Source organism: Bacillus sp. LQ01 (assembly GCF_057624735.1).
Map to the genome: position 1 here is coordinate 1,424,795 of NZ_JBYEZL010000002.1, position 25,989 is coordinate 1,450,783.

Genomic DNA, 25,989 nt, shown 5'->3' on the forward strand with positions numbered 1-25,989 from the left:
AATGAAGACTATAAATGTATTTCATTACGACGCATTTACGAATAAACCAAATAAGGGAAATCCAGCAGGTATTGTATTAGAAGCAGATGGATTAACGGAAGAGGAAATGCAAATTATTGCTGAAAAAGTTGGATATAACGAAACAACTTTTGTTCTTTCCTCAGAAGTAGGAGATATAAGAATGCGCTATTTTACACCTGGTTTTGAAATGGATTTATGTGGTCATGGGACAGTAGGGTCGATATTTGCCTTGCGCGAAAAAGGTTTATTAGAAGAGAAAAGTAACCTTACGATTGAAACGAAGGCTGGGATTTTACCGATACAAATAGGTGTAAATGAAAATGGAGAAACCTTTATTAAAATGAGACAGGCAGCACCTCAGTTTAAAGAATTTACAGGTTCAACAGAAGAATTAGCTCATAGTATCGGTTTAGAAATAAATGATTTAGATGTAAGTTTACCGATTGTATATGGAAGTACTGGTAATTGGACTGTAATTGTACCGATTAAAAATCTTAATGCATGTGAGAGAATGAAACCTAATAATGCTGCATTTCCATCAGTATTAAAAGAAATACCTAATACTTCTATTCACCCAATTTGTCTAGAAACTTATGATGAACTAGCACAAATGCACGGCCGTCATTTTTCATCAGCTTACGCTGGGACGATTGAAGATCCAGTGACAGGAACAGCTTCAGGTGTAATGGGAGCGTATTATGCGGAGTATTTAGAGAAAGGTTTTGAACATGAATTGAGTTTAATCGTTGAGCAAGGACAGGAAATAAATAAAGATGGTCGTGTAACTGTTTATGTAACGAAAGGGATAGAAAACGAGAAGTTACAAATAGATATTGCTGGAACAGCGGTGTATGTGAAAGAGTTTGAAGTTTCAATATAAAGTGAAACTTTAATCAGTGGGGGTCTTACTGCCCGGTGAATAGCGGGATAAAAAGAAAGCCCGGAATACATCCGGACTTTCATTATCTGTTCAATACTTCAATGTACGAAGCATTTCCAGTTGTTCTTAAAGCGGAGCGGAAATTATTATTTTCTAACGCCTTAGCAACTTGTTGTAACTGCTGTGCATCATCATGATGAATAAGTAAGCTGTCAGCACCGCTTTCCTCTATATGAATGTGTTCGACATTTCCGATTGCATCATGTACAGCTTTTAAAAATTCAGGTTTCATATTGTCCTCCTATATGTATGTAACGTTGTAATTTAGTATTTCCTTATTTATGAAATATAAAAGTAAATGAAAGGAGAAATAAAAATGAATATAAAGCAGTTTAATGAACATATAACATCACTATTTGGAGAGCATCTTCATAAATATGGCGATGATGAATATGGTTTTACTTATATAAGTAAAGATGAATTTCACAAAATCGGTTACACAACAAATTTAACGTTAGAAACTATTGAAGAAGCGTATCGAAATGGAGTCGATATGATAGTTACACATCATGCGCCGTGGAGTTTTTTATTCGGTATGGAAGAGGCTTGTATTGAGAAATTGAAGCAATATGAAATGAATCATTTTTGGATTCATTTGCCGTTAGATTTTGTAAAGTTTGGCACGTGTACATCGTTATTTAACGAAATTGGGATAGATACAATACTGGAATATTCAACCTATGAGGAAGAAGAACTACCGGGAATAGGAGAATATAAAGAAGCGATTCCTTTTTCAAACTTAGTTGGAAAACTTGAAGAAAAAATGGAAGAGAAAGTGAAGAGCTGGAGAAATCACGATAAACCAGTAAAACGGATTGCGATCTTAACCGGTGCAGGAAACAATACAAATTTGATTGAACGTGCATTAGAAAAAGGATGTGACACGTACATAACAGGTGAAAAAACATTATATACAGTGCAACATGCGAAATTTAAAGGAATTAATTTAATTGTAGGCAGTCATACGTTTACAGAAGTGTTTGGTGTAGAAAGTTTGGCTCATAAATTACAAGACAGAGACCCTGCAATAGAAATTATTAGAGTATATGAAGAGCATTTAGAGTGATAAAATCACGTTATCATAAATGGAATATTGAAGAAAGTCATTGTAATAAAATAAAATAAAATTGTTGTTTGTTATATCAGGGCGATTGAAAGGATTTTACTTTTGTTTGTCAAATGATAGTAAAGTTGTCTTTTGAATTAAGGAAATATTCGGAGTTGAAGGGTGAGAGAATGGACATTTCAATAATCACTGCACAACTAGTTAAGGAAAAAGTTATTTCACATTATCCAAATAGCGTAAAAGCATTAAACGGGGGAACGACAAGTACTATATATTTGTTAGATGAACAATACGTTATAAAGTTGAATGAATCGGATGTCATACGTGAAGAAGCTTATTTTCTTCAGTTTTATAAAAAGGACGAATTATTTCCAAAGCTTTTATATAAGGAACCTTTAAATCGCTATATTGTTTACTCATTCCTTGAGGGCACAACTTCTTGCAAACTAGGCCATAAACGGAGTGTTCTTAGTAAACTTGTAAAGGAAGTTATCAATAAGTATGAAGTAGCTACAGAGGTTGATGGCTGGGGATGGAAAGAAAGCCCAGTTCAATCTTGGAATGAATTTTTAACGACAAATGTGATGGAAGCTCATGAAAATGTAAGACGTTACATAAGTGAGGAAGAGTATAGAACGGTTTTTAAGTTAGCAAATAGTCCAAGTAGGGGGACTGGAATAAATCAGCCATTTTTATTGCATGGTGATCTTGGATTTCATAATTTTATATTTCAAGAGAATGATCTGTATGGTGTAATTGATCCTTTACCAGTGTTAGGAGATCCTATATATGATTTAATTTATGCGTTCTGTTCAACTCCGGAAGATTTAACAAAAGAAACGATTGGTTATGCGATGAAACAATGTGTATTTCATAAAAATGACCGTGATTTATATGAAGAAATAGTCATAGGATTATATTTGCGTATAGATACATGTTTACGGCGCCACCCGAAAGATTTAGAAGATTATTTAGAAGCTTGGCGTTATTGGATGGACGAGGTTGAGGTGACTTTATAGTACAAATATTTTGGGGGAGATAGTGAGATGAATGTTGCAGAAGCCAAAAAGGATTTACTGTAATTCCATTGTCAGTTACAGTTGTTTATTTACTTACTTTTATAAGTTTATTAATTGAAAATAAAAAAGTAGATTATTATCAACAAAAATCAGTTTAATAAAAATATAGGGATAGGGGGAATTATGATGAAAAATTACGTTTGTACAACGTGCGGTGTGCAGTATGCAGCGAGTGTAGAGGAACCGGTGAGTTGTCATATTTGTGATGAAGAGAGGCAATATGTGAATCCGAAAGGGCAGTCTTGGACGACTTTAGAAAATTTGCAAACAGATGATACATATAAAAATGTAATAATCGAAGAGGAAAATGGACTTTATAGTATTACGACAAAACCAGGATTTGCGATCGGTCAAACGGCATTTATAGTGAAAACAGAGTCATATCGTTTACTATGGGACTGTATTACGTATTTAGATGAAACGACAATTGCGAAAATAAAAGAGCTTGGTGGATTAGATGCGATTGCATTGTCTCATCCTCATTATTATTCAACGCAAGTAGAATGGGCAGAGACATTTGATGTACCAATTTATATACACGAAGATGATAAAGAATGGGTGATGCGCCCAAGTAGTCGTATTATTTATTGGTCTGGTGAGTCTTTACAATTAGCGGATGGGATTACTGTACATCGTCTTGGAGGACATTTTAGTGGTGGTTCTGTATTGCATTGGGAAGAAGGTAATGATGGAAAAGGGATTTTGTTAACAGGTGATATTATTCAAGTTGTAGCGGATGAGCGGTGGGTAAGTTTTATGTATAGCTATCCAAACTTAATTCCATTACCAGCGAGAAAAGTGGAAGAAATGGTGAACCGAGTGAAGCCGTTACAGTTTAATCGTTTATACAATGCTTTTCATCGAGTAGTAAAAGAAAATGCAGATGAGGCAGTTGAACGTTCTGCTGAAAGATATATAAAAGCAATAGAAGGAAAGTTGTTTCATACGTAAAAGGAGAGTAGCTTAATGAAAACGTTAGTATGCTTTGGAGATAGTATTACAGCTGATGAAACATTTTTTGATGGAATGCCGAGATTAACACCACGTTTGCAAGAGATGTTTCCGAAGTGGAAAGTAGTGAATGCAGGTGTTCCAGGGGATAATACATTCGATGCGTTAAATAGGATTGAAGAAGATGTAATATCATATAAACCAGATTTCGTAACAGTTTTTCTTGGTACGAATGATGCAGTTTCTTTTTCTCAAGTGTCATTACAAGCATATAAAGAAAACTTAGAGAAGATTGTGAACCATATTTCATCAGATAAAGTACTACTGATTAGTCCTGCACCAGTTGATGAAGAAAGACAGCGTAATAGAACAAATAGAGTGCTTGGTCAGTATGCAGACGTGGTGGAGAAAGTGGCGAGGGAAACAGGAAGTTATTTTCTAAACGTATTCGCTGAAATGATTCAAGAACGGGATTATAAAAGATTTGTAGAAAATGGTGAAAAAGATGGATTACACTTTGGACCAGAAGGCTATGAGTATGTAGCGAGGTTAATTGGTGAAAAGTTAAAAGGAATTTTATAAGGAGCAAAGCACTTAGTGTTTTGCTTTTTCTTGTTTTTTTGCAGTCTATAAACTTATTCACCGCTGTAATTTGCACAGATATTTTGTTTTTTTATATGCGTAAAAGGTTAGCTCTGTTTTAAAGTAATATAAATTTATTTTTAAAAATTTATATTTCGTAGTTGAAAATCAATAAAGGTGTAACTATAATAGTTACAGTGAGTTTGTTATTTTGAAATATACACATTGAATTACAAGAATGAAAGGAGTTTTTATGTAAATCAAAAAGTTATAAAAATCTATTAATTTTTATAATAAGATAAAAAGCTTTTCGGTTCATACACATTATTAAATATGTTAATTCTAATAGAAAACTAGAGGTGGAAAGATGAAAAATTTTAAAGGTATGTTGATATCATCACTTGCAATTACAACTTTTGCTGGGGTAGGTACGACATTTGTAACAAATACAGTACATGCTGCCAATAACGATTCTAGTAAAATACAATTTCGTTCTAATAAGAGTATAAACACAACAACTAGCTCGAGATTGCCTGTATTATCAATCAATCCTTATGATGAACCTAGATTTTCGAGACAGGGATATCTTGAAGAGGCACCTTTAGGAATTAATGCTCCTTATGCTTGGGGAATTAAAGGAGGAGATGGTCAAGGAGCAACCTTTGTAGATTTGGAAGAAGGCTGGTTATTAAATCATGAAGATTTAGTCGGTCAAAATATTGAATTTATGTCTGGAAAAATGAGTAATGATCTTTCTCACGGTACTTCAGTTCTAGGTGTTGTTTCTGCAGCTGACAATCGGATTGGGAACATTGGGATTGCACCAAAAGCAAAGGCAAAAGTAATTTCAGTGATCCGAGATAATGGGAGAATCGATGTAAGAGATGCTATTTTAAGTGCCGTAGATTCTTTACAGGCTGGAGATGTTTTATTAATAGAGGAATCCTTTAAATATGATGGATATGGAGATGACCCTTTACCAGTAGAAGTATACCCGAGTATATTTAACGCAATTCGCAAAGGTACAGATAAGGGCATTATTATTGTAGAAGCAGCTGGTAATGGTGGGATTGATTTAGATGAATTTAAAGACCGTAATGGTAAACAGATTTTAAATCGAAATAGTCCAGACTTTAAAGATTCAGGAGCTATTATAGTTGGAGCATCTACTGCAAGAGTTCCTCATAAACGTTTAGGTTTCTCTAACTATGGTAGTAGAATTGATGTATATGGTTGGGGAGAGTATGTTGACACATTAGATACATATCAAAATCAAAATAGTAAAGGACAAAAAGTTACAGATCAGAGTATAATGAATCGTTATACTTCTAATTTCCGTGGTACTTCTAGCGCTTCGCCTATAATCGCTGGGGCTGCTGTATCAATTCAAGGGATTGCTAAAGAACATTTAGGTAAGGCATATACACCAAAAGAATTGAGAGCAATTTTAAGTAATCCTAATACAGGCACAAAGTCTAATGACCCATCATCTGATAAAATAGGGGTTTTACCAGATTTAAAAGCGATTTTGTCTAACCTTGGTTTTCATAGTGATTTGACTACCAATGATTCTATGGTATTTCCAGATAACGTAGAAAAAAATGAAGGAAAAGAAAATTCAACTTTCGTATTTCCAGGTGAAGAAACAAAAAAAACAGGGGATAAAAATTCAACTGTAACATTCCCAGAAGAAGATTTAAAACAGGAGGAAAAAGAAGAGGGATTAATTGTTTTTCCTGATTAATAAAAAAATACTACCTTCCATTTGGAGGTAGTATTTTTTATTTCTTGTCATTAACAAGCAGGCATGAAATTTGTATTTGTTTATCTTTCATAATGAACTTAACCACAAAGTCGAATGTTTGACTGTTAATTAACTTTTTCGTCTCAATCAATTACATGAATCAATCTAGAAATGCTTGCTGCAATGCTTTCAGTCCATCGCTGTATATACCATGAAACAGATTTATTGCCTCTTCATCACTAACCGCAACAGGAGTGAACGTACCAGACCACTCTACTAACGATGTGTTACTTTCAGTACCTTCTTTAACTTGGATTGTAGATAAATAATTAGTGACCGGGAACGGTGCATTCATGATTGAATACGTGTAGTAGCGTTCCTTATCATTGAATACTTCTAAGCGTTCTATAATTGTTTCACCATCTGGATTAGCTAGATGACGTACACGACCGCCTTCAGTTAATTTACTGCTAGGTATATAAGGTAACCAGTCTGGAAGGGAGTTGAAACCTCCGATTAATTGCCATACTTGTTCAGTTGATCCGAAAATTTCCATAGATATAGTAGTATATGCCATGTTCATTACGCTCCTTTTCATCCCGGTATTTACGGGTAAATAATCAGTAGAGAATAAATCGCCCCACTGATTAAAGTTTCACTTTATAGGTCCATAACTTATAGTGAGAACGAATTTTATCGTGGATTTTTTATTTAATATATAATTATAAAGTTAAAACTATATACTTTTAATAATTAAATTATATAATAAATATAGAAACGAAAATTTATGAGCAAGGAAGTTGAAAAATATGACATTAACAATGGGCTTTATTGGATTTGGAAAGTCAGCTAACCGCTATCACTTACCTTATGTAAACACGCGTAATAATATAAAAATAAAAACGATTTTTGTACGTCAAATAAATGAAAAATTAGCGGCTCCATATAAGGAAAAAGGTGTTTACTTCACTACTGATTTGGACGAATTGTTGAATGACAAGGAAATTCAAGTGGTGACGGTCTGTACGCCAGCACATACGCATTACGAATTAGCGAAAAAAGTTATACTTGCTGGAAAATCAGTTATCGTTGAAAAACCATTTTGCGATACAGTGGAACATGCGAAAGAATTATTAGCTTTAGGACGAGAAAAAGGTGTAGTAGTTATGCCTTATCAAAACCGCCGTTTTGATGGTGATTTTTTAGCTGTGAAGCAAGTAATTGAACAAGGATTCCTTGGTGATATTATTGAGATTGAATCACATATTGATTATTTCCGTCCTGGTTCAATCACTCATGAAGCTCCAAAAGAAGAAGGTTCATTTTACAGTTTAGGTATTCATACGATGGACCGTATGATTTCACTATTCGGCCGTCCAGATACGGTGACATACGATATTCGTAATAATGAAATGGAAGGTGCGGTTGATAACTATTTCGATGTTGGTTTACATTACGGAAATCAGTTGAAGATTAAGCTGAAAACGAACCATGTCGTAGCAAAAGATTATCCACGCTTTATCGTCCATGGAACAAATGGATCATTTATTAAATATGGTGAAGATCAGCAGGAAAATGATTTGAAAGCGGGGATTATGCCTGAGAGTGCAGGGTTTGGTGAAGATTCACCGATGTACTATGGAGTTGCTAAGTATCGTAATGCAAATGGTGACTGGATTGAAAAACAAATTAAAACGCCACTTGGTGATTACGGTCGTTTCTATGATGCCGCGTATGAAACAATTATAAATGGTGCACCAAAACTTGTGAAAGACGAAGAAGCGGTAACGAATATTGAAATCTTAGAAAATGGATTTGCTGCCCCATCACCTTCAGTTTACAAACTTGAGGCTTTACATTTGAATGAATAGAAGAGAGTTTGCAGTATAAAGGAGGTATGAAAATGGCAAGCGGATCAACACAAGTAAAATACCTCGGCATTTATCAAAAGATTAAACAGCAAATTTTAGATGGTGAATATAAAATCAACGAAAAAATTCCGAGTAGCCCCGTCCTTGCTGAAGAATTTGGTGTTTCAGCCCTTACTATTAAGAAAGCGCTGGATCTATTAGTTAGAGATGGCTACATCATCCGCCGGCGCGGAAGTGGAACAGTGGTGCAAGATTGGCGTCAACAGGAAAAGGCACGAATGATTCAAACTTTAACGGGTACGAAAGCTGTATACGGCAGTGAGGTAGAAAGTAAAATTATCGAGTTTGCGATTGTTGGGGCTGATGAAGTAGTTGCTGAGAAATTGGGAGTTTCAATCGGTGATTTCGTCTATAAAATCATTCGCCTCCGCATCATTCACAGCATTCCGACGATTATGGAGCATACATGGATGCCAATTTCGGTTATCCCAGGTGTTGAGGCTTCTGTTTTAGAGGAGTCGATATACTCACATATTCAAAATAAACTTGGTCTTGAGGTAGGGACATCTGTTGTCAGGGTTAAAGGAATTCGCCCAGATGATAGGGGAAAGCAGTTTATGAACTTAACAAATCAGGATTTCCTAATGCGAGTTGAACAAGTAGCTTACTTAACGGATGGACGAACTTTTGAATATTCTTATGCAGATCATCTACCCGAAACATTTGAGTTTGAAACAGTCATTACTGCAAAAAATTATAAAGAGATATAAAAATCGGTTGAGGCAAGTATTGTCTCAACTGCTCCTATTATACGTTAATAGAATGAAGCCAAGACTTAACATTTGATTTATAGAACTGTAAAGTTTAAAATTACAGTATAGTTTTTAGAAGTGAGTTGTTATCGTCTGTAAAATGTAGATAAATTAAATATTCTCGAATAAATAATATTGCTTGTATTTGATTCTAAACTGTAATTTTTTTTAATACATTTCAATAACCGATGTTTAAAATGTACGTTTCATAACATTAAAGGAGTGAGTTAAATATGGTAATTCTATATACAACAGCAAGCTGTGCCTCATGCCGAAAAGCGAAAGCATGGCTTGAAGAGCATCAAATTGATTATATTGAAAAAAACATCGTATCAAATTCTATGACAGTTGATGAGCTTAAATCGATTCTTCGTTTAACTGAAGAGGGGGCTACTGAAATTATTTCAACTAGATCCAAAACTTTTCAGGACTTAAATATAAATATTGAGGAGCTCTCGCTCAATGAATTTTATACATTAATAATTGAGCATCCACTAATGTTACGTCGCCCAATTATGCTGGACGAGAAAAGATTGCAGATTGGTTTTAATGAGGAAGAAATTCGTAAATTTTTACCACGTAGCGTTCGAACGTTTTTGAACATTGAATTGCAAAAATTGGCCAATTAATAAGTAGTAATTTTTAGGAAAAGTTTTTTGAAAGGAGGAAGCAGAAGATGATTGAAGTATGTGTTACAGTTAATTATAATGATAGAAATTATCAAACAAATGTTATTGTGAGTAAAGATACGATTTGGACAAAAATTAAACAACTGGCAGAAGAACAAGTGAAGAAACAGTGGAGTGTTTAATTTTATTTTCAACTTAAAAAGCTAAATGAAGTTATCAGATATAGGTGGGACCGGATAGAATATAAGAGAATTAATTTTTTATGGCAAGAAGTATTCTATATGTTTTAACTTTCTAACCTATCTGTAATATTTATGGCTACAGTTAATATATGAGAAACAATATTTTTGATCGTAGGAGGAAAATCATGAACAGCGACTTTACCTTGGCCATACACAGTTTAACTTATTTAGCTTTACAGCCAGATCGGATGTCAACAAGTAATGCTATTTCAGAAAGTGCAGGTGTACATCCAGTACGTATTCGTAAAGTACTAAGTTTGTTAAAAAAGCACAAGTTTATACAATCAAAAGAGGGAACTGGTGGAGGTTTTATTTTCGCCCGCGATTTAGATGAAATTAATCTTTGGCATATTTATCAGATAACCTCTGAAGGTGCTTTGCAGCCGAAATGTCCGGAATCAAACAATCAGTGTGTTGTAGGTTCGAACATGCGAAAAGTTCTTTTCGCTATTTTCTTAGGTGCTGAAGAGCATCTAGGTGAATACTTAAAGAATTATACAATGAAAGAAGTTGTTGACCTTATCAATCAAGAGCGTTAAGCGGCTTAATTATTATATAGCCGTGAGTTCTTAACACTTAAATGTAATGAAAAATATTACAGTATAATTGTTTTTATATCTTTTTTATTGTCACAAAAAATATTTATAGGAAGGTGAAACGGTATGATGTCAAATAATAATCATGTTTTAAAAGTAGGAGATTGGGTTCGTGGAATATCAAATGAAGGTGAATTAATAGTTGGTTATATTGTATCACTTGATGATGTAGAGGATATAGTTACAGTTAGTATTGTGAAACGTGACGGCCAGTACACAATAAACGAAGCGATTTTACTCTTTAGTAAACACGTTAACAAACTCCCTGAATCAAAGGTAATAAATAAGGAACAAATCCTTTATCTTATAGATCTTGCATTATTAACAGGGGATGAAGAATGGTTTATCGAGCTTTCTTCAAAATTAAACTCGATAAAAGAGCTAGTTAATGAGGGATTTTAAAATTTAAACTTTTGAGGGTGCACACAATCCGCCTTATGGAGAGGACACAATTACTTTTCGCATAAAAGGAAATGATGTAAAAACGATTCATTACAAACATAGAGATATTCCTGATAACGATAATTATGTAAATGAGCTGTCCATATGGGGCAGCTTTTTTGTTTTTTACTCAGTGTATCTTTTTAAAATGTATATGAATTCAATATTAATAATATATATCCTAAAATTTGGTTTTTTTATTTTGGAATTTTTTCTTTTTACCTACATTAATTATTTATTAGAATATCTTTTATGTTTAAAATGAAATTTTTTGATAAAGGGGATATAAGTATCTTTATAATGAGTAACCTAGAAAAACAATGTATTATTGTATTTTTTTACTAACTAATTCAGCTTTAAGCGATAAAAACAATGGCTACATGCTAACTGTAAAATATTATCCATATAAAAATATTCCACTTTAATATTTCTGAAAATATAAAAATATTAATTTTATAAATATACACGTTATAATGAGGGCGTCGAGAGAAATTTTATTATCTCTGGAGAAAATATAAAAAATGCGATTACTAGTAAGAAAGGTGTGTGATTAGAGGCGAAATGTATGTAATGTGCTTCAGTGGCTTGTGTAAGCAATATCATCAGTGCTACCGAAGTTATGAAGGTAATGTATAGAATTGAGAAAGAAATGCCTCGCAAATGAAGAGAGGCCGGTTTAGCTAAAATTACTGTTAAAAGTAAAAAAGAGAAACCATTAAAGTAATACACTGTTATTAGAAATGTTGCAACGTATTTATGAAGTCTATTCTATATTGTTCTCTTAAGAGGTCTTTATATAAAGAGCGGATATTACGAGTAAACTTTTTTGTGAACGCTAACAATTATATTAGGACGCTAACTAGCGAATGTTTCAATTTGGATTCATTATGATGAAGGACATACAAAGTGGGGCAACTTGTAAGGAATTCATTTTCCGAAAAGGGAATATTTGTTAGGTGCAAAGAGAGATGCAGGAATAGATACAAGGGGGAGTTATTATATGAACGGGAATACTGCAAAGAAAATAGAAGTTCAAGCTGAAAATACCGCACGAAAAAATGAGCAATATGCAGATCCGAAAAAGTGGCATAAGCAGGATACTACATGGGCACTCAGTCTATTTGGAACTGCAATTGGAGCAGGGGTGCTCTTTTTACCGATTAATGCAGGTTCAGGTGGTTTATTATCTTTACTACTAATTACATTACTTGCATATCCAGTTATGTATTACTCACATAGGGCGCTTGCTAAAATGATATACGCTTCTAATTCTGCTGATGAGGGGATCACAGGTACAATTAGAGAGTATTTCGGAAATAAAGCGAGTATCATTTTTAACATCGTATATTTCGGTTCAATTTATACAATCGTACTAATGTATTCGGTTGCGCTTACAAACACTGCAAGTAGTTTTATCGTGCATCAATTGCACATGCCAGAACCTCCAAGAGCTATTTTATCACTTGTATTAGTTCTTGGTCTTATCGCTATACTGAATTTTGGTCAAGATATTACTGTAAAGGTAATGAGTATGTTAGTGTATCCTTTCATAGTTTCTTTACTTTTTATCGCAATATCTTTAATTCCACAGTGGAATACGTCAATGCTTAGTTTTTCAGCTGTTTCAACTGCTTCAACAGGAACAGGCTATTTTGGAACGATATTGATGATTCTACCAATCATCGTATTCTCATTTAATCATTCACCTATGATTTCATCATTTGTTGTGAAACAGAGAGCTACGTATGGAATCGAAGCCACTGATGCTAAATGTGCGCAAATACAAAAGGTTTGTTATATCATGACATTCGCTGTTGTTATGTTCTTCGTTTGGAGTAGCGCATTGAGCTTGACTCCAGATGATATAAAAATGGCAAAAGAACAAAACTTATCAATTCTTTCATATCTTGCTAATGAGCTTAATTCGCCTGTAATCACTATTGCAGCTCCAATTATTGCTTTTGTGGCTATTACAAAGTCTTTCCTTGGCCATTATATCGGAGCATTTGAAGTAATGCGTGACATGATTATTAAGTTCGGTAAATCACGTGGAAAAGATATTGAAGAAAAAACAATTAAGACAGTAATCCTTACTTTTGTTGTATTATCATGCTGGTTTGTTGCTTATACAAATCCAAGTATTCTTGGACTTATTGATTCTCTAAGCGGTCCATTAGTTGCTGCTATCTTATGTCTATTACCGATGTATGCGATTCAAAAAGTTCCAGTACTAGCTAAATACAAAGGGAAAATGAGTAACGTATTTGTTATTATTGTAGGTGTACTTACTGTCTTAGCAAGTATTAAATCATTATTCTAATTCACTACTGTTGGTTTTAGTATCAAAATAGTTGGATCTGAGAAAAGAAGGAGCAAGTTTTGAATAGTTTTTTTCAAAACTTGCTCTTAAAATATTCTAATGAATTAATTTTACAAATAAGTTTATTCATATTAGTCATCTAGCATTTTGGTTATATACTCATCCAATATTATCAAGACCTAAATCGAGAAATTTTAAATATCAAGCGCCTAACGTATTATATATCCCTAATATGTTAGGCGCTTTTATTTTGGATAATAAATTTTGAACCTGAATTTGAATAGTATCTCTATTTGATGCTTATTTAATATTGTAAAATTTGTATTGAAAATTCGAGGTTTTAAAAGTACCATATACATATTCAAACATTTGAAGATGTATATGGTACTTTTGAAAATTGAGGAAAAGTAACGGAGGGATTTCAATGGGAAACGAAATGCAACAATTTAAAGCAGATTTCTTTAAAGCCTTAGCACACCCTTTGCGAATAGGTATCTTAGAATTATTGTCAGAAGGTGAAAAAAGCGTAAACGAAATTCAAGATATTCTAAATAAGGAAGGTTCAGCTGTTTCTCAGCAATTAAGTGTACTACGTTCAAAAAACATTGTTGTTGGTAGAAAAGATGGAAAAAGAGTTTTATATTCTTTACGAGACCCTATTATTGTGGATTTATTGGTGGTTGCACGGAAGATTTTTAACAACCATTTAATCGATACGATTTCAATGTTAGAAGAGCTAGATGGAGCAGAAACTGAAATGATGGCTAAGGAGGGATAGGTTGAGTATTGAGGTTAAGAAAGAAGATATCATCCAACATGGGATTGAAACATTTCGCTCATTAGGAGCTCATTACGTTTGTGAAGTTTGTATAAAAAGTGGAAATTCTTGTTGTTTTTCATGCCAACATTTACAAGATGGAGTTGGATGTCGAAAAAGAAATACTGCTTGTACAGCTTGGTTATGTGGAATTCAAGGTTTTTTATTTGATCAAATAGGATTACTGGATGAATGGAATCGTTTTTGGAGTGAAATTCCAGGACAAATGTTTCGTAGAGATATTACTCCAGATAAGGTAAGGATTAGATCGTTTATTGATACGAAGAAGCTAGATAGTCGAGCCGGAGAACGTCTAGCAGAAAGATTGAAATCCTATGTACAACAAGGTGGAGATATAGGTGAATTGGAGTGTCATTTAAGTAAAACATATAGTAAATATTAGGATGGTTTTTCTTTTTGTGAAAAGGACAATTTTCTGTATAAGGGACCGAGAAATACATTTGTAATCCAGATCTATTAAAAATAGAAAAGAAGGGTTTGTAATGAGAAAGTTATTTACAGGAAGGTTTGAAGGATATTCATTAGCACATTTTCAAAAGGATCTTCTTTCAGGAATGATTGTTGGAGTTGTTGCGATTCCACTTGCTATGTCTTTTGCTATTGCCTCTGGTGTTAAGCCAGAGTATGGGATTTATACAACCTGTATTGCTGGAATACTCATTTCACTGTTTGGTGGTTCGAAGTATCAAATTGGAGGACCTACAGGTGCTTTTGTTCCGATTCTTTTAGGAGTTGTAATTACCTATGGATACGAAAATTTACTACTCGCGGGTTTGTTAGCTGGAATTATTTTATGTCTTATGGGAATCTTCAAGCTAGGCTCTTTAATTAAGTTTATTCCACGTCCTGTAACAATTGGTTTTACTTCAGGTATTGCTGTTATTATTTTTACGGGACAAATTGCTAGTTTTTTAGGTTTAACAGGTATAAAAAAGCATGAGGAATTTCTAGCGAATTTGAAGGAACTCTTCACTCATATCAGTACTACCAATTTTTATAGTGTTATAACTGCTTTGATTTGCTTTTTTGTTATACTCATAACACCAAAGATTTTACCAAAAGTGCCTGGTTCATTAGTAGGTGTTGTTATTTCAACTGTAATTGCAACTGTATTTTTCTCAGGTTATGTACCTACTATTGGTACAGCATATGGTACGATTCCAAATACACTTCCTCAGTTTGATATACCAGAAATCACATTAGAACGTATAAAGCAGTTAATTGGTCCTGCATTTGTTATTGCGATGCTCGGTGGAATTGAATCACTTTTATCCGCTGTCGTGGCAGATGGTATGACAAATAGTAAACACAACAGTAACAAAGAGCTTATCGGTCAGGGGATTGCCAATATTGTTACCCCGTTATTTGGCGGAATTCCGGCAACTGGAGCGATTGCACGTACAGCAACTAATATTAAGAGTGGAGCTGTATCTCCGATGGCGGGTGTTATTCACGGAGGATTTGTGTTATTTACACTTCTACTGTTAGCGCCATATGCTTCACATATTCCACTTGCTAGTATGGCCCCGATTTTAATGGTGGTAGCTTGGAATATGAGCGAGCAGAAACATTTTTATCACATACTTAAAATGAAGACGGGAGATTCTCTTGTATTATTGGTAACATTTTTACTTACTGTATTTACTAGTTTAACAACAGCTGTAGAGATTGGTCTTATATTAGCTATTATTTTGTTTACAAAACGTATGAGTAATATGCTTGTCATATCAAAAGTGCTTCCTGATCATACAAAAAGAAATGAAAAATTGCTACCACATGTGGTAAATAAAGCTCATGATTGCCCACAAATTAGCATTTATACAATAGAAGGGCCATTATTTTTTGGGGCTGCTCAAACATTTGAACAAAATATTTTAGCGACTATTCATTATAAACCTAATGTTTTAATTTTACGTATGGGAAAAGTTCCTTTTATTGATACCACAGGAGAGTCTTACTTTAGGAATATTGTTCAGCACTTCAAAAAACAAGGTGGCGTACTTCTTATTTCTGGAATTCAATCAGAGCTAAAAGCCAATCTAGATAAGAATGGATTGTACGCTGAGATTGGGGAAGAAAACTTTTTTAATCATACCGGAGAAGCAATTAATTGTGCTTTAGGACATCTGAATACAAAAAAATGTATAGGGTGTAAGCATTTTGCTTTTCATGAATGTACAGGGCTTTCTCAGCAATCTCAGGAAATCAATACAATAAAGAATAAAGAAAATGCATTAGATTTTTAAAAATTTCACTTCACATACAAAGTTTGTTTGAGTTAATCTACTTTTTTAATCATTTTATTAAAAAAGTAGAGAAGAAGAAAGTTTGCTTTGGAGAATGTGGAGAAGATTTTTTACAAGGTGTGAACAAGTAGTTTTTTTATACATTCAACAAATAAGTATCAAAAAGCAAGAAGAGAATATTTTCCGTACATTTAAACGAAAAACGAAAATTAAAAATAATATTTATTTAATAGAATAAACGAAAACGAGTGGAGGAAATAAAAATATGCCTAATTTACCAAATTGTCCAAAATGTAATTCAGAATACACTTACGAAGATGGGAATCTTTTTGTTTGTCCAGAATGTGCTCATGAGTGGACTTTAGAATTAGAAGCTGAAAATAGTGAAGATACAAAGGTAATTAAAGATGCAAATGGAAATATTTTAAACGATGGTGATTCTGTAACAGTAATTAAAGATCTTAAAGTAAAAGGAACTTCATCAGTTGTAAAAATTGGTACAAAAGTAAAGAGTATCCGATTAGTTGATGGAGATCATGATATTGATTGTAAAATTGATGGTTTTGGAGCTATGAAATTAAAATCTGAATTCGTTAAAAAGGTATAAATACAAATTTTGTTACATCAAAATTAGTTTGAAGTTAATGAATATACACTGTTTTTCAGCTGTACCCCGTGCCCGACAACTTAAGAATTTCGAATTACCCCGAAATGATAAAATGAACTTTTTGGTTATGATTCAGCAGATTTTTTTTGAGTACCATGAAATTTTAGCTTGCTAGCGATATAGTACTGCCGAAATATTTGAAATAGCTATAAGACTATTCTTTCGATGGTATGATGAAAGATGTGGAAAAGGAATAGGTCTCAATCAGACCTCAATATTAATCTTCACCATTAGCAACAAAAAACCACCTCTCATAAAGGTGGTTTTTCAGTATTAATATATTTTAATTAATCACGTCTAAATGGACCTTTTGGAGCAATTAGCTCTAAATTAGTACCATCTGGATCACGGAAGTAGGCAACGCCTGTGCCAAATCCAGATTTCTAGCCGTCTTCTTGAAAGATAATTGGTTCGTCATATGGGTACTATCCTATGCCCATCAAGCTAACAAAATGGATTGCCTCTGAAACAAAAATGATTTTTATTACTATAAAAAACGTAAAGTATCTGTTTTTAGAAAAAATTAATTTTTATAAATTGATGGAGATATAACTCAATTCTTTTATATATGTAGTTAAATATGATTGTCAGAATGAACTTAAAGTAATTATGATTTCTAGAAATGCGAACTGATGTTTTGAATTGGTTTAAAGTTGCTGGAACAAAATAAAACCAATTGAGCAAAAAAACTTGCAAAAATAAAAAGAGAGATGTATATTAATTGATGTATCAATAATTGATACATCAATTAATATTTTAACAAGAAAGAAAAGGAACATTTTATGAAGGAAATGTTCGTAAATATCAGTGGAGAAGAACGAAAAATACTTATTCATGTTCTATTACAGATGCAAAAAAATGTAGAGAATATTAAAGAATAGAGAGTGTAGGGGGCAGAATAGTGTGGAAATAATCGCAGCTATTTTAGTCGGGATCGTAGCATTAGAACATTTGTTTATCATGATCCTTGAAATGTTTTTTATTGATTCAAAAGTAGCGAAACGTGCTTTCAAATTACCGAAGCATTTAGAAGGAGATCGAAACGTAGCCATTATGTTTGCAAACCAAGGTTTATATAATGGATTTTTAGCGGCTGGTCTCATTTGGGGACTTGTACTTGGGCTCAATCCAATTGGTTATATGGTCCAATTATTTTTCGTGATTTGTGTGGTGATAGCAGCTATTTTCGGAGGTTTCACATCTAATAAATCGATTATTGTGAAACAAGGATTTCCAGCTGTTTTAGCACTGGTTGCCCTTTTATGTATGATATAGAATCAAAGTTTCTCAATAAAAGAACTCATTTTTGAAAAGAATACGCTATTCTTTCTTTAGAATTATAGGAAAGGATGGCGTTTTTGTATGTCTATTTCTATACGTAGTGAATTATAACTATTCCCTCAAGGGACTCAACTGCTTTTCAGCTTTTGGATATACTTTCATCCATCTTTGTTTCCTCCTATTGTTGGATAGTGTAATAATTGATAAAAATTTTGATGAAATTGGATTATAACGATTGATCAAAAAAGTTAGTGATTAAAAATATTATTCTTTAGTACATACATTTTTAAGATGTTAAATATATTTCATAATAGTCTCTGTAAGATAGGGATAAGTAGAATAGTACTTTTTATAACTTTGAATGTCATTCATAATAGCACCAGTAAGAAGAAAACAAGCTTTACGGTACTACTAGTTATCAAAGATGTTACAGTAGTTTATTTAGAATCAGTGTGATTAAAAGGTTGTATTATATGGCCTAATAATTTCGAAAAAATGTCGGTGTGGCATAAAACAATTATGGAGGTTAAAGATATGAGTACTTCAAATTTGAATGAAATAAGTAAACAAATTTTAAAAGAGGAGGAAACACTTCAATTTTCCTCTTTTACAAATGAAGATGCCTTGCAACTAGGTTTATTTATCGTTGAAACAGCAAAGCAAGAGGGGAAATTGATTGCTGTTGATATAACGAAAAATGGTGTGCAATTATTTCATTTCAAGATGACAGGGACAAATGAGGAAAATACGAAATGGATTGAGCGTAAAAAACGAGTCGTTTCCCTGCATGATCGTAGCTCGTATTATATGCAGATACAAAGTGAAATAACTGGGGTCTCCTATAATGAAAAATATCTTTTAGATACTTCAGAATACGCTGCGTTTGGTGGATGTTTTCCTATCAGAATAAAAAACGTAGGGGTTATTGGAATGATAACAGTTTCAGGATTACCACCAGAAGAAGATCACGAATTGGTAATAAGGGCAGTTAAAAATCATTTGAAGCAATAGTAAAAATAAATGTGATGGTTAAGTAAAAGCCAAGAATGAACATATTATTGTTCGTTTTTGGCTTTTTATTATTTTTTCTTATAGTCGGCTAAGAGGGTTCTTTTACAGGTAGTACTTAATTTTGCAATGTTCTTTAAATTGCATCGTTTTGTTCGAGTGAGCGAAATTGCTGTAATTGAAGATGCTCTAAATTAATGTGAAATTTGGTGATTAAAGTAGCTACATTTCATATTTGTGTAAATATGAAACAAGCAGGATACATGAATAGAGAATGGGTAAAATAGTACCGAAGGATGATTAGATTTTATGAATGATGTTATAAGGCTTTTTTTAGGAAAACTGAAGGAAGCAGTGTGTTTAGATTTAGAATGACTGGCAATGGGTGCTAGGAAGTTCAATGATTCAAAAATGAACTCATTTAAACGCATACTATCTTCGAGATGTATCATTTTGAAGAATATTAAAACTTAGGAGGAACGGAATTATGACAAAAGATTTCTATACTGCACTGAAAGAAAGACGTACTTACTATGGGATTAATAAAGAGGTACAAGTATCGGATGAAAAAATTAAAGAAATCGTGGAGTTTGCTGTGAAATATACTCCATCCGCTTTCAATTCTCAAACTGCACGATTAGTTGTATTATTTGGTGAAGCTCATGATAAATTATGGGATATTACCACTGAAACATTAAGAAAAGTAGTTGGAGATGGAGACTTTTCAGGAACGCAACAAAAAATGGATTCTTTTAAAGCTGGTTATGGAACAGTATTATTCTTTGAAGATGAGGCTATCGTTAAATCGCTTCAAGAAAAGTTTGCTGCATATGCTGAAAACTTCCCAATTTGGTCACACCAAGCATCAGGTATGCACCAATTAGTCGTGTGGACAGGTTTAGAAGCAGAGGGATTAGGGGCATCATTACAACATTATAATCCATTAATTGACGATGAGGTAAAACAAGAATGGAATGTCCCTGCTAATTGGAAACTAATTGCACAAATGCCATTTGGTAATCCAACAGCTGCACCAGGTGAAAAAGAATTCCAACCACTTGAAGAGCGTGTGAAATTTCATAAGTAATATTCGAATGTAATAAAATAGAAATTTAATCAGTGGTGGTCTTACTGTCCGCAAATAGCAGGGGAAGCTAACTGTATTGTAAAAATAAAACTGTTTATTAATAAAAAAGCTTATTCGTTTTTTTTATTAATCGAGTATGTATGAATAAAAGATTTTAAAACACTATTTTAATCTGTAAGGGAACAAGGTGATCGTTTTGATCACCTTGCTTTATTTCTTACATTTTATTTATTAAAAAACGCTAGCTTTTCATAAATGCTTGAAAAATTAGCGTTTTAATAATAGGTATCTGTAATTTGATTACTTAAAACTATATACGAAAAAGCTTTTATGTTATTCCTCAAGTTCTATCCATTCCTGTGACCATTCTTCTATTCCGCGAATAATAGCTTCTAAAGCAAATCCTTTTTGAGTTAAAGAATATTCTATACGAACTGGTGTCTCAGGAAAGACTTTACGTTCGACAATTCCTTCTAGTTCTAATTCTTTCAATCTTTCTGAAAGTAATCTTCCGCTAACAGGAAGAGAAGATTCAAGTGTACAAAAGCGCTGAGATCCAGAAAAAAGTTGGTAAATAATTAGTGCTGTCCATCGTTGACTAAAAAATTTCATTCCTTTTTCAAAGCGAGGGCATAATGTAGAATCATTCATTTTCCTTCACCTCCTAAAATAAATTATATAACATCTTACTATTAGTAACAAATGTTTTTATAATTAATTACTTGACGTAAATTGATTACGAATGTATACTCACTTACATAAAGTAACTAAGTTGTTTTATGTAACTAAAACTCTTTTCTTTAAATGGCCAAAGTTGTAATGATACATATTGCATATAAGCTGAGAGAAAAAAGAATAGCATCTGTAAAAACACTTACGTTGTGTAAGTTAAACAATAAAAAATATAACAATGGAAGAGAATTTTAGAGATTCTCTATACTAGGAGGTACCTAATGGTTACAACAGATACAATTCATATGTTAGAAGATAAAATTCAATTTATACATCAAGATGGAAAGGATATTTATTTAGTAGGCCCTATCAAATTGCCAATTAATTTATATGGGGAGACTAAAGTTTTTCAATGGTATTCTTGGTTACAATGTAGTGAGGTTACAAATAGTGTAGAAGGAATTATCGAAAAACTCTCATCTATTAATTTAGCTGATATGCAGCAATCTAGTGTACTTGTATATGGTGATTTTGAGAATTCTGAAGATGCCCTAATTCGTATGCATAGTATTTGTCACACCGGTGATATCTTTGGTAGTAAACGTTGTGACTGTGGATTCCAATTAAAGCAGTCTTTACAAATGATTACAGAACATGGTTCAGGTGCTTTATTTTACTTAGCGAATCATGAAGGAAGAGGAATTGGCTTGTTTAGTAAAGCTATGACGTACCTCTTGCAAGAAAATGGGTTAGATACAGTAGAAGCTAATCTGAACCTAGGTTTTGAAGATGATGTTCGAAACTATGATGATACAATTGAAGTATTAAAAGCGCTACGCTCAAAACCTGTAAAACTTATTACAAATAATCCGAAAAAATTAGAAGCGTTACAAAAAGCTGGATTAAATGTTACGAGTCGTGAACCGTTATGGGGTGATGTCTCAGAGTTTAATGAGAAATATTTGCAAACGAAGATTCAGCGTTCTGGACATTTTGAAGGGGGACACTTACATGCTTGAGCATGAATTGTATATGAAGCTAGCACTAGAAAATGCCAAGGCTATGAAGGGACAAACGACTCCAAATCCATTGGTTGGATCTGTAATTGTAAATGATAATCGAATTGTAGGGGTCGGAGCACATATGAAGGCCGGAGAACCACATGCCGAAATACATGCGATACGTATGGCTGGAGAACAGGCACGTGGTGGTACAATTTATGTAACTCTTGAACCTTGTTCTCATCATGGTAGAACAGGGCCTTGTGCTGAAGCAATTGTACAAGCAGGAATTAAGAAGGTAGTAGTTGCTACACTTGATCCAAACCCGCTTGTTTCTGGACGTGGAATTAAAATTCTACAAGATGCAGGTATTGAAGTACTTGTAGGAGTGTGTGAAGAAGAATCTAAAAAAATGAATGAAGTCTTTAATAAATATATTTTGACAAAGCGCCCATTTGTAACGATTAAATCAGGAGTTACATTAGATGGGAAAATCGCTACGTCTTTATCGGATAGTAAGTGGATTACATCTACAGAAGCAAGACAAGAAGTACACCAAATACGAAACGAAAATGCGGCTATTTTAGTAGGAGCGAATACTGTTCAAAAGGATAATCCATCATTGACAACGCGTATTCCAAATGGCCGAAATCCAATTCGAGTAATATTGGACTCGACATTACGCATACCGATGGAAGCTAACGTTGTTACAGATAGAGAAGCTCCTACCTGGATATTTACAACAAGTAATCATGCAGAGGAAAAAAAGAAAGCATTAGAAAATGCAGGAGTTAAAGTATTTGTTACTAGCGGAGAAAAGCATATAAACTTACATGAAATGCTTGATGTTTTAGGACAAAAAGGAGTTTCCTCCCTGCTTATTGAAGGTGGTGGAGAAGTAAATGCTTCGTTTATTGAAAATAAACTAATGGATAAAATTATTTTATATTTCGCACCTAAAATTATTGGAGGTAGATTGGCGCCTAGTTTTGTAGAGGGGACTGGTATTACTAAAATGAAAGATGCAATTGAATTTAAGGATATATCATTTACCCAGATTGGAAAAGATTATAGATTTATTGGCTATCCAGCATATCGGAAAGATGAGCAATAAGGGGAATAAAAACTACTTATATGTTCCGATAAATGGATTGCAGAAAGGAGCGATGAAGAGTGAAATTTGGATTTGATATCGATGATACACTAATTGATTTAAGGCAGCATGCTTTTCATTTATATAATAAGAAATTAAACAAAAAAGTAGGGTTGGATGTATTCCATTCTTTAAAAACAATTGAAATTCATGAAGCATTTGGCATGACTTCCGAGGAAGGCGGTCATATGTGGAATAGTTTGCTGGATGAGATTTATTATACTTCTTGTTCACCGTTTCCGTATGCTGTAGAGACATTGCAAGAATTAGAAAGACAGGGACATGAAATTTACTATATAACGGCGCGACCTAAAGAGCATGGAGAGCAAACAAAAAAATGGTTAATAGAAAAAGGATTTCCGGTACATGAAGATCGCTTTTTCTATGGAATGAAGGATGAAGAAAAAATACACTTCATACAAGAAATAAAATTAAACTATTTCTTTGATGATAAGCCGGCTGTTTTAGAAACGTTAATAGGAAAACCGATAAATGTATATGCAAAAACTACTTCTTACAATCAATATCTCAATATCCCGCGTATTACAAATTGGATGGAGTTAGGAGATATTATAAAGAAAGATATGTGAGGATTTAAATGGAAAATCAAATAGAGCCAAGAGCATATTGAGTATTACAATTTTAGAGGAAAGACATACGTATTATGTCTTTCCTTATTTTTTAATACTATCGTTTTTATTAGTGTGATGTGTTCATGATCATGAATTTTTGGAAAACGAAAATTACAATGTTAGGTTATTTTGAATCAGTAGTGGACGATATGCAAAATTACATATTACAAAATAAACATCGTAATTTTTGGATTCTTGGTATAAAATACATTACTTAAACTATATATTAGAATGGAGAAAGTGAATTGGAATTATTAAGAAACAGTAAGATTGGTACAAAACTAAACATATTAATAACTATATCAAGTATTGCATGTATAGTATTATCCCTAATAGGGTTTTGGGGGTTAGAAAGAGGGAAAAGTACTTCCTCTAATATGTATGAGGATAATTTACTGCCAATTGAGTGGATTGGAATTGTAGAATCTAATTTTTATCACGTTAATATGAACTTTATGGAAATAATGTTATCAAAAGATGAAAAAAGAATGAACGAATTAATAAGAGAAATGGATGGGATTCGTAAGGAAAATGATCATCTTTTAAAGCAGTTTGAGGCTAAACTTATTTCTACTAAAGAAAAAGAATTATATAACACGTTTCATGAAACATTTAATGAATTAAGGACTCAAATGAAGAAAGCACAAGAATTAGGGAAGTCTAATAATGAGGAAGCATATGCATATTATCTAAAAGAGATTGAACCTAATATGCAAAAATCAATAAAATCAATTCGTGAATTGATTTTATATAATAGTAATAATGCAGAGCTTTTACAGAAGGAAAATAATAATAGTGCTCAAAATACAATGATAATGTTTGTTAGTATTTCGATTTTAGCAATTTTAATAATTATATTAATTGGATATGTTATTAAATTAACTATCCGAAAACCACTTGCATTACTACAAAATGATATGGAAAAAGTAGCAGCTGGAGATTTAACAACACGTACTCCTTATAAAGCAAATAATGAATTAGGGCATATTGTTCAGTCTTTTAATAGTATGTTAGATAACCTTCAACAATTAATTGCGAATGTTAAGATGACAACACAAGAGGTTATTTTTACTACGGAGAGTGTATTACAAGATACAAATCGAGCGTCTAGTATTTCAAATGAGGTTGTACAGACTGTTTTAGAAGTAAAAACAAAAATAGAAGGACAGGTAACTAGTATTCAGGAGAGCTCATCCTCAATGGAAGAAATTACAACCGGGGTGCAAACTGTAGCTGAATCTTCAGCAGTAGTCGCTGAGGTAGCAGTAACGACTACAGAACGAATAAATATCGGTAGTGAAGTGATAAATCACTCTATTCTTCAAATGAATAGTGTGCATGATGTTGTCGAGGAAACATCAAAAGTAATAAATAAACTTGTTACACGTACACAACAGATTGATACAGCTCTCGCTGCAATTACTAATATTGCCGAACAAACGAATCTTCTTGCCTTAAATGCCGCTATTGAAGCGGCACGTGCTGGAGAGAATGGGAAAGGATTTGCAGTGGTTGCCGCAGAAGTTCGAGACTTGGCTGAGCAATCTAAAGAATCTGCAAAAGAAGTTAATCATTTAATAAAATCCATTCAAAAAGATACCCAAGATACAGTTAATGTCATGCAAAAAGGACAACAAAAGGCAGTAGAAGGAAAAGAAGCTGCTTACAAAGCGAATCAAACCTTCTTGTCTATTATGAGAGATATTGATAAGATTACAGGTCAAATTCAAGAAGTATCCGCAGCGACAGAAGAGATGTCTGCTGGTACAGAAGAAGTAAATGCTTCTCTTTCGCTAGTTTCTGAAACTGCAACGGATGTGAAAAAGGAGACTCTTCAAACTGTAAATTCAATTCAATCACAGGCCGTATCAATTGAACAAATATCAATCCAATCCAACAAAATGAAAGAAAAGGTGGAAGAATTAACGGAATTGGTTTCAAAATTTAATATTACAGAACAAAAAGAATAAGTAAATTGTAAAAGATTAGGTACGGCTATCAGCCTAAAAATAATTGATTTTTTACGATTAAAAAGATTTTAGTAATTAATTCAATCACAAGTGTAATAACATGTATAAAAAACATGAAGACTTAAGAGTCTTCGTGTTTT

27 protein-coding genes and 3 pseudogenes are annotated in these 25,989 nt (G+C 33.1%); 26 read left to right on the top strand and 4 right to left on the bottom strand.

All coding sequences use genetic code 11. From position 1 onward, the window contains the following. Nucleotide 1: 1 nt before the first annotated feature. Nucleotides 2–901 (top strand): PhzF family phenazine biosynthesis isomerase, encoded by a 900-nt coding sequence (locus AC22L0_RS19720; protein WP_087965010.1) that lies wholly within the window; start codon nt 2–4, stop codon nt 899–901. Between the two features lie 82 nt (nt 902–983). Here AC22L0_RS19720 and AC22L0_RS19725 read toward each other — a convergent pair whose 3' ends face one another. Further along, nucleotides 984–1,193 (bottom strand): hypothetical protein, encoded by a 210-nt coding sequence (locus AC22L0_RS19725; protein ID WP_000801651.1) that lies wholly within the window; start codon nt 1,191–1,193, stop codon nt 984–986. 84 nt (nt 1,194–1,277) lie between these two features. Between AC22L0_RS19725 and AC22L0_RS19730 the strand changes: the two genes are divergently transcribed. The 6 genes and pseudogenes from AC22L0_RS19730 to AC22L0_RS19755 all read left to right on the top strand — a co-directional run bounded on the left by AC22L0_RS19730 (nt 1,278) and on the right by AC22L0_RS19755 (nt 6,383). Beyond that, nucleotides 1,278–2,027 (top strand): Nif3-like dinuclear metal center hexameric protein, encoded by a 750-nt coding sequence (locus AC22L0_RS19730; RefSeq protein ID WP_001022448.1) that lies wholly within the window; start codon nt 1,278–1,280, stop codon nt 2,025–2,027. A 170-nt stretch (nt 2,028–2,197) separates the two neighbouring features. Further along, the gene (locus AC22L0_RS19735; RefSeq protein ID WP_000355250.1) at nt 2,198–3,046 is read left to right on the top strand and encodes an aminoglycoside phosphotransferase family protein; all 849 of its coding nucleotides are present in this window, start codon (nt 2,198–2,200) and stop codon (nt 3,044–3,046) included. 41 nt (nt 3,047–3,087) lie between these two features. Further along, nucleotides 3,088–3,204, top strand: a pseudogene (locus AC22L0_RS19740) (DUF7010 family protein); the annotation flags it as partial. A gap of 25 nt (nt 3,205–3,229) precedes the next feature. Further along, nucleotides 3,230–4,057 (top strand): MBL fold metallo-hydrolase, encoded by an 828-nt coding sequence (locus AC22L0_RS19745; RefSeq protein ID WP_080024542.1) that lies wholly within the window; start codon nt 3,230–3,232, stop codon nt 4,055–4,057. Nucleotides 4,058–4,072: 15 nt separating this feature from the next. Further along, nucleotides 4,073–4,639 (top strand): SGNH/GDSL hydrolase family protein, encoded by a 567-nt coding sequence (locus tag AC22L0_RS19750; protein ID WP_000855202.1) that lies wholly within the window; start codon nt 4,073–4,075, stop codon nt 4,637–4,639. A 367-nt stretch (nt 4,640–5,006) separates the two neighbouring features. Further along, complete coding sequence (locus tag AC22L0_RS19755) at nt 5,007–6,383, top strand: S8 family peptidase (protein WP_000787686.1); 1,377 nt, start codon at nt 5,007–5,009, stop codon at nt 6,381–6,383. Between the two features lie 160 nt (nt 6,384–6,543). On the opposite strand, the gene AC22L0_RS19760 is transcribed toward AC22L0_RS19755, so the two are convergent. Continuing rightward, nucleotides 6,544–6,960 carry an SRPBCC family protein gene (locus AC22L0_RS19760; RefSeq protein ID WP_000332044.1) on the bottom strand — a complete coding sequence of 139 codons (417 nt, stop codon included), beginning with the start codon at nt 6,958–6,960 and terminating at the stop codon, nt 6,544–6,546. A 232-nt stretch (nt 6,961–7,192) separates the two neighbouring features. Between AC22L0_RS19760 and AC22L0_RS19765 the strand changes: the two genes are divergently transcribed. The 12 genes and pseudogenes from AC22L0_RS19765 to AC22L0_RS19820 all read left to right on the top strand — a co-directional run bounded on the left by AC22L0_RS19765 (nt 7,193) and on the right by AC22L0_RS19820 (nt 16,985). Continuing rightward, on the top strand, nt 7,193–8,254 hold the full coding sequence (locus tag AC22L0_RS19765) for an oxidoreductase (RefSeq protein WP_000176642.1): 1,062 nt from the start codon (nt 7,193–7,195) through the stop codon (nt 8,252–8,254). A 32-nt stretch (nt 8,255–8,286) separates the two neighbouring features. After that, nucleotides 8,287–9,024, top strand: a complete 738-nt coding sequence (locus AC22L0_RS19770; protein WP_000146280.1) for a GntR family transcriptional regulator — start codon at nt 8,287–8,289, stop codon at nt 9,022–9,024. Nucleotides 9,025–9,299: 275 nt separating this feature from the next. Beyond that, nucleotides 9,300–9,695, top strand: coding sequence for a transcriptional regulator SpxA (gene spxA, locus AC22L0_RS19775; RefSeq protein WP_000236190.1), 396 nt, complete (start codon nt 9,300–9,302; stop codon nt 9,693–9,695). Between the two features lie 47 nt (nt 9,696–9,742). After that, nucleotides 9,743–9,877, top strand: coding sequence for a BA3454 family stress response protein (locus tag AC22L0_RS19780; RefSeq protein ID WP_000573532.1), 135 nt, complete (start codon nt 9,743–9,745; stop codon nt 9,875–9,877). Nucleotides 9,878–10,062: 185 nt separating this feature from the next. Continuing rightward, nucleotides 10,063–10,476, top strand: coding sequence for an Rrf2-family transcriptional regulator SaiR (gene saiR / locus AC22L0_RS19785; protein WP_001083465.1), 414 nt, complete (start codon nt 10,063–10,065; stop codon nt 10,474–10,476). Nucleotides 10,477–10,599: 123 nt separating this feature from the next. After that, nucleotides 10,600–10,935, top strand: a complete 336-nt coding sequence (locus AC22L0_RS19790; protein WP_000987462.1) for an IDEAL domain-containing protein — start codon at nt 10,600–10,602, stop codon at nt 10,933–10,935. A gap of 7 nt (nt 10,936–10,942) precedes the next feature. Further along, nucleotides 10,943–11,056 (top strand): annotated as a pseudogene (locus AC22L0_RS19795) (DUF3888 domain-containing protein); the annotation flags it as partial. A 918-nt stretch (nt 11,057–11,974) separates the two neighbouring features. Beyond that, a complete protein-coding gene (locus AC22L0_RS19800) occupies nt 11,975–13,294 on the top strand; it encodes an aromatic amino acid transport family protein (protein ID WP_001014190.1) in 1,320 nt (439 codons plus the stop codon). 424 nt (nt 13,295–13,718) lie between these two features. Continuing rightward, complete coding sequence (locus AC22L0_RS19805; RefSeq protein ID WP_065703588.1) at nt 13,719–14,072, top strand: ArsR/SmtB family transcription factor; 354 nt, start codon at nt 13,719–13,721, stop codon at nt 14,070–14,072. A 1-nt stretch (nt 14,073) separates the two neighbouring features. Beyond that, nucleotides 14,074–14,514, top strand: coding sequence for a hypothetical protein (locus tag AC22L0_RS19810; protein ID WP_000021461.1), 441 nt, complete (start codon nt 14,074–14,076; stop codon nt 14,512–14,514). A gap of 100 nt (nt 14,515–14,614) precedes the next feature. Continuing rightward, nucleotides 14,615–16,378 carry a SulP family inorganic anion transporter gene (locus tag AC22L0_RS19815; RefSeq protein ID WP_070756814.1) on the top strand — a complete coding sequence of 588 codons (1,764 nt, stop codon included), beginning with the start codon at nt 14,615–14,617 and terminating at the stop codon, nt 16,376–16,378. Between the two features lie 265 nt (nt 16,379–16,643). Next, nucleotides 16,644–16,985 carry a zinc ribbon domain-containing protein YjdM gene (locus AC22L0_RS19820; protein WP_001133198.1) on the top strand — a complete coding sequence of 114 codons (342 nt, stop codon included), beginning with the start codon at nt 16,644–16,646 and terminating at the stop codon, nt 16,983–16,985. 347 nt (nt 16,986–17,332) lie between these two features. Here the strand turns inward: AC22L0_RS19820 and AC22L0_RS19825 are convergent. Then, nucleotides 17,333–17,467 (bottom strand): annotated as a pseudogene (locus tag AC22L0_RS19825) (VOC family protein); the annotation flags it as partial. Nucleotides 17,468–17,948: 481 nt separating this feature from the next. Here AC22L0_RS19825 and AC22L0_RS19830 point away from each other — a divergent pair. The 3 genes from AC22L0_RS19830 to AC22L0_RS19840 all read left to right on the top strand — a co-directional run bounded on the left by AC22L0_RS19830 (nt 17,949) and on the right by AC22L0_RS19840 (nt 20,421). Further along, nucleotides 17,949–18,320: a DUF1304 domain-containing protein gene (locus AC22L0_RS19830; protein ID WP_000402470.1), complete on the top strand. Its 372-nt coding sequence runs from the start codon at nt 17,949–17,951 to the stop codon at nt 18,318–18,320. Nucleotides 18,321–18,821: 501 nt separating this feature from the next. Beyond that, nucleotides 18,822–19,337 (top strand): heme-degrading domain-containing protein, encoded by a 516-nt coding sequence (locus tag AC22L0_RS19835; RefSeq protein ID WP_002061924.1) that lies wholly within the window; start codon nt 18,822–18,824, stop codon nt 19,335–19,337. Nucleotides 19,338–19,821: 484 nt separating this feature from the next. Further along, nucleotides 19,822–20,421 (top strand): nitroreductase family protein, encoded by a 600-nt coding sequence (locus AC22L0_RS19840; RefSeq protein ID WP_000158938.1) that lies wholly within the window; start codon nt 19,822–19,824, stop codon nt 20,419–20,421. 333 nt (nt 20,422–20,754) lie between these two features. Here the strand turns inward: AC22L0_RS19840 and AC22L0_RS19845 are convergent, their stop codons facing one another. Next, nucleotides 20,755–21,072 (bottom strand): winged helix-turn-helix transcriptional regulator, encoded by a 318-nt coding sequence (locus AC22L0_RS19845; protein ID WP_001000104.1) that lies wholly within the window; start codon nt 21,070–21,072, stop codon nt 20,755–20,757. A 302-nt stretch (nt 21,073–21,374) separates the two neighbouring features. On the opposite strand from AC22L0_RS19845, the gene AC22L0_RS19850 reads away from it, so the two are divergent. From AC22L0_RS19850 to AC22L0_RS19865, 4 genes are all read left to right on the top strand, one after another. Beyond that, a complete protein-coding gene (locus AC22L0_RS19850; protein ID WP_000258865.1) occupies nt 21,375–22,112 on the top strand; it encodes a GTP cyclohydrolase II in 738 nt (245 codons plus the stop codon). Then, nucleotides 22,105–23,208 carry a bifunctional diaminohydroxyphosphoribosylaminopyrimidine deaminase/5-amino-6-(5-phosphoribosylamino)uracil reductase RibD gene (gene ribD, locus AC22L0_RS19855; protein WP_000889429.1) on the top strand — a complete coding sequence of 368 codons (1,104 nt, stop codon included), beginning with the start codon at nt 22,105–22,107 and terminating at the stop codon, nt 23,206–23,208. The genes AC22L0_RS19850 and ribD overlap by 8 nt, the downstream gene beginning before the upstream one ends. 59 nt (nt 23,209–23,267) lie before the next feature. Next, a complete protein-coding gene (locus tag AC22L0_RS19860) occupies nt 23,268–23,837 on the top strand; it encodes a 5' nucleotidase, NT5C type (protein ID WP_000668223.1) in 570 nt (189 codons plus the stop codon). Between the two features lie 287 nt (nt 23,838–24,124). Further along, nucleotides 24,125–25,849 (top strand): methyl-accepting chemotaxis protein, encoded by a 1,725-nt coding sequence (locus tag AC22L0_RS19865; RefSeq protein ID WP_058839842.1) that lies wholly within the window; start codon nt 24,125–24,127, stop codon nt 25,847–25,849. Nucleotides 25,850–25,989: the final 140 nt, after the last annotated feature.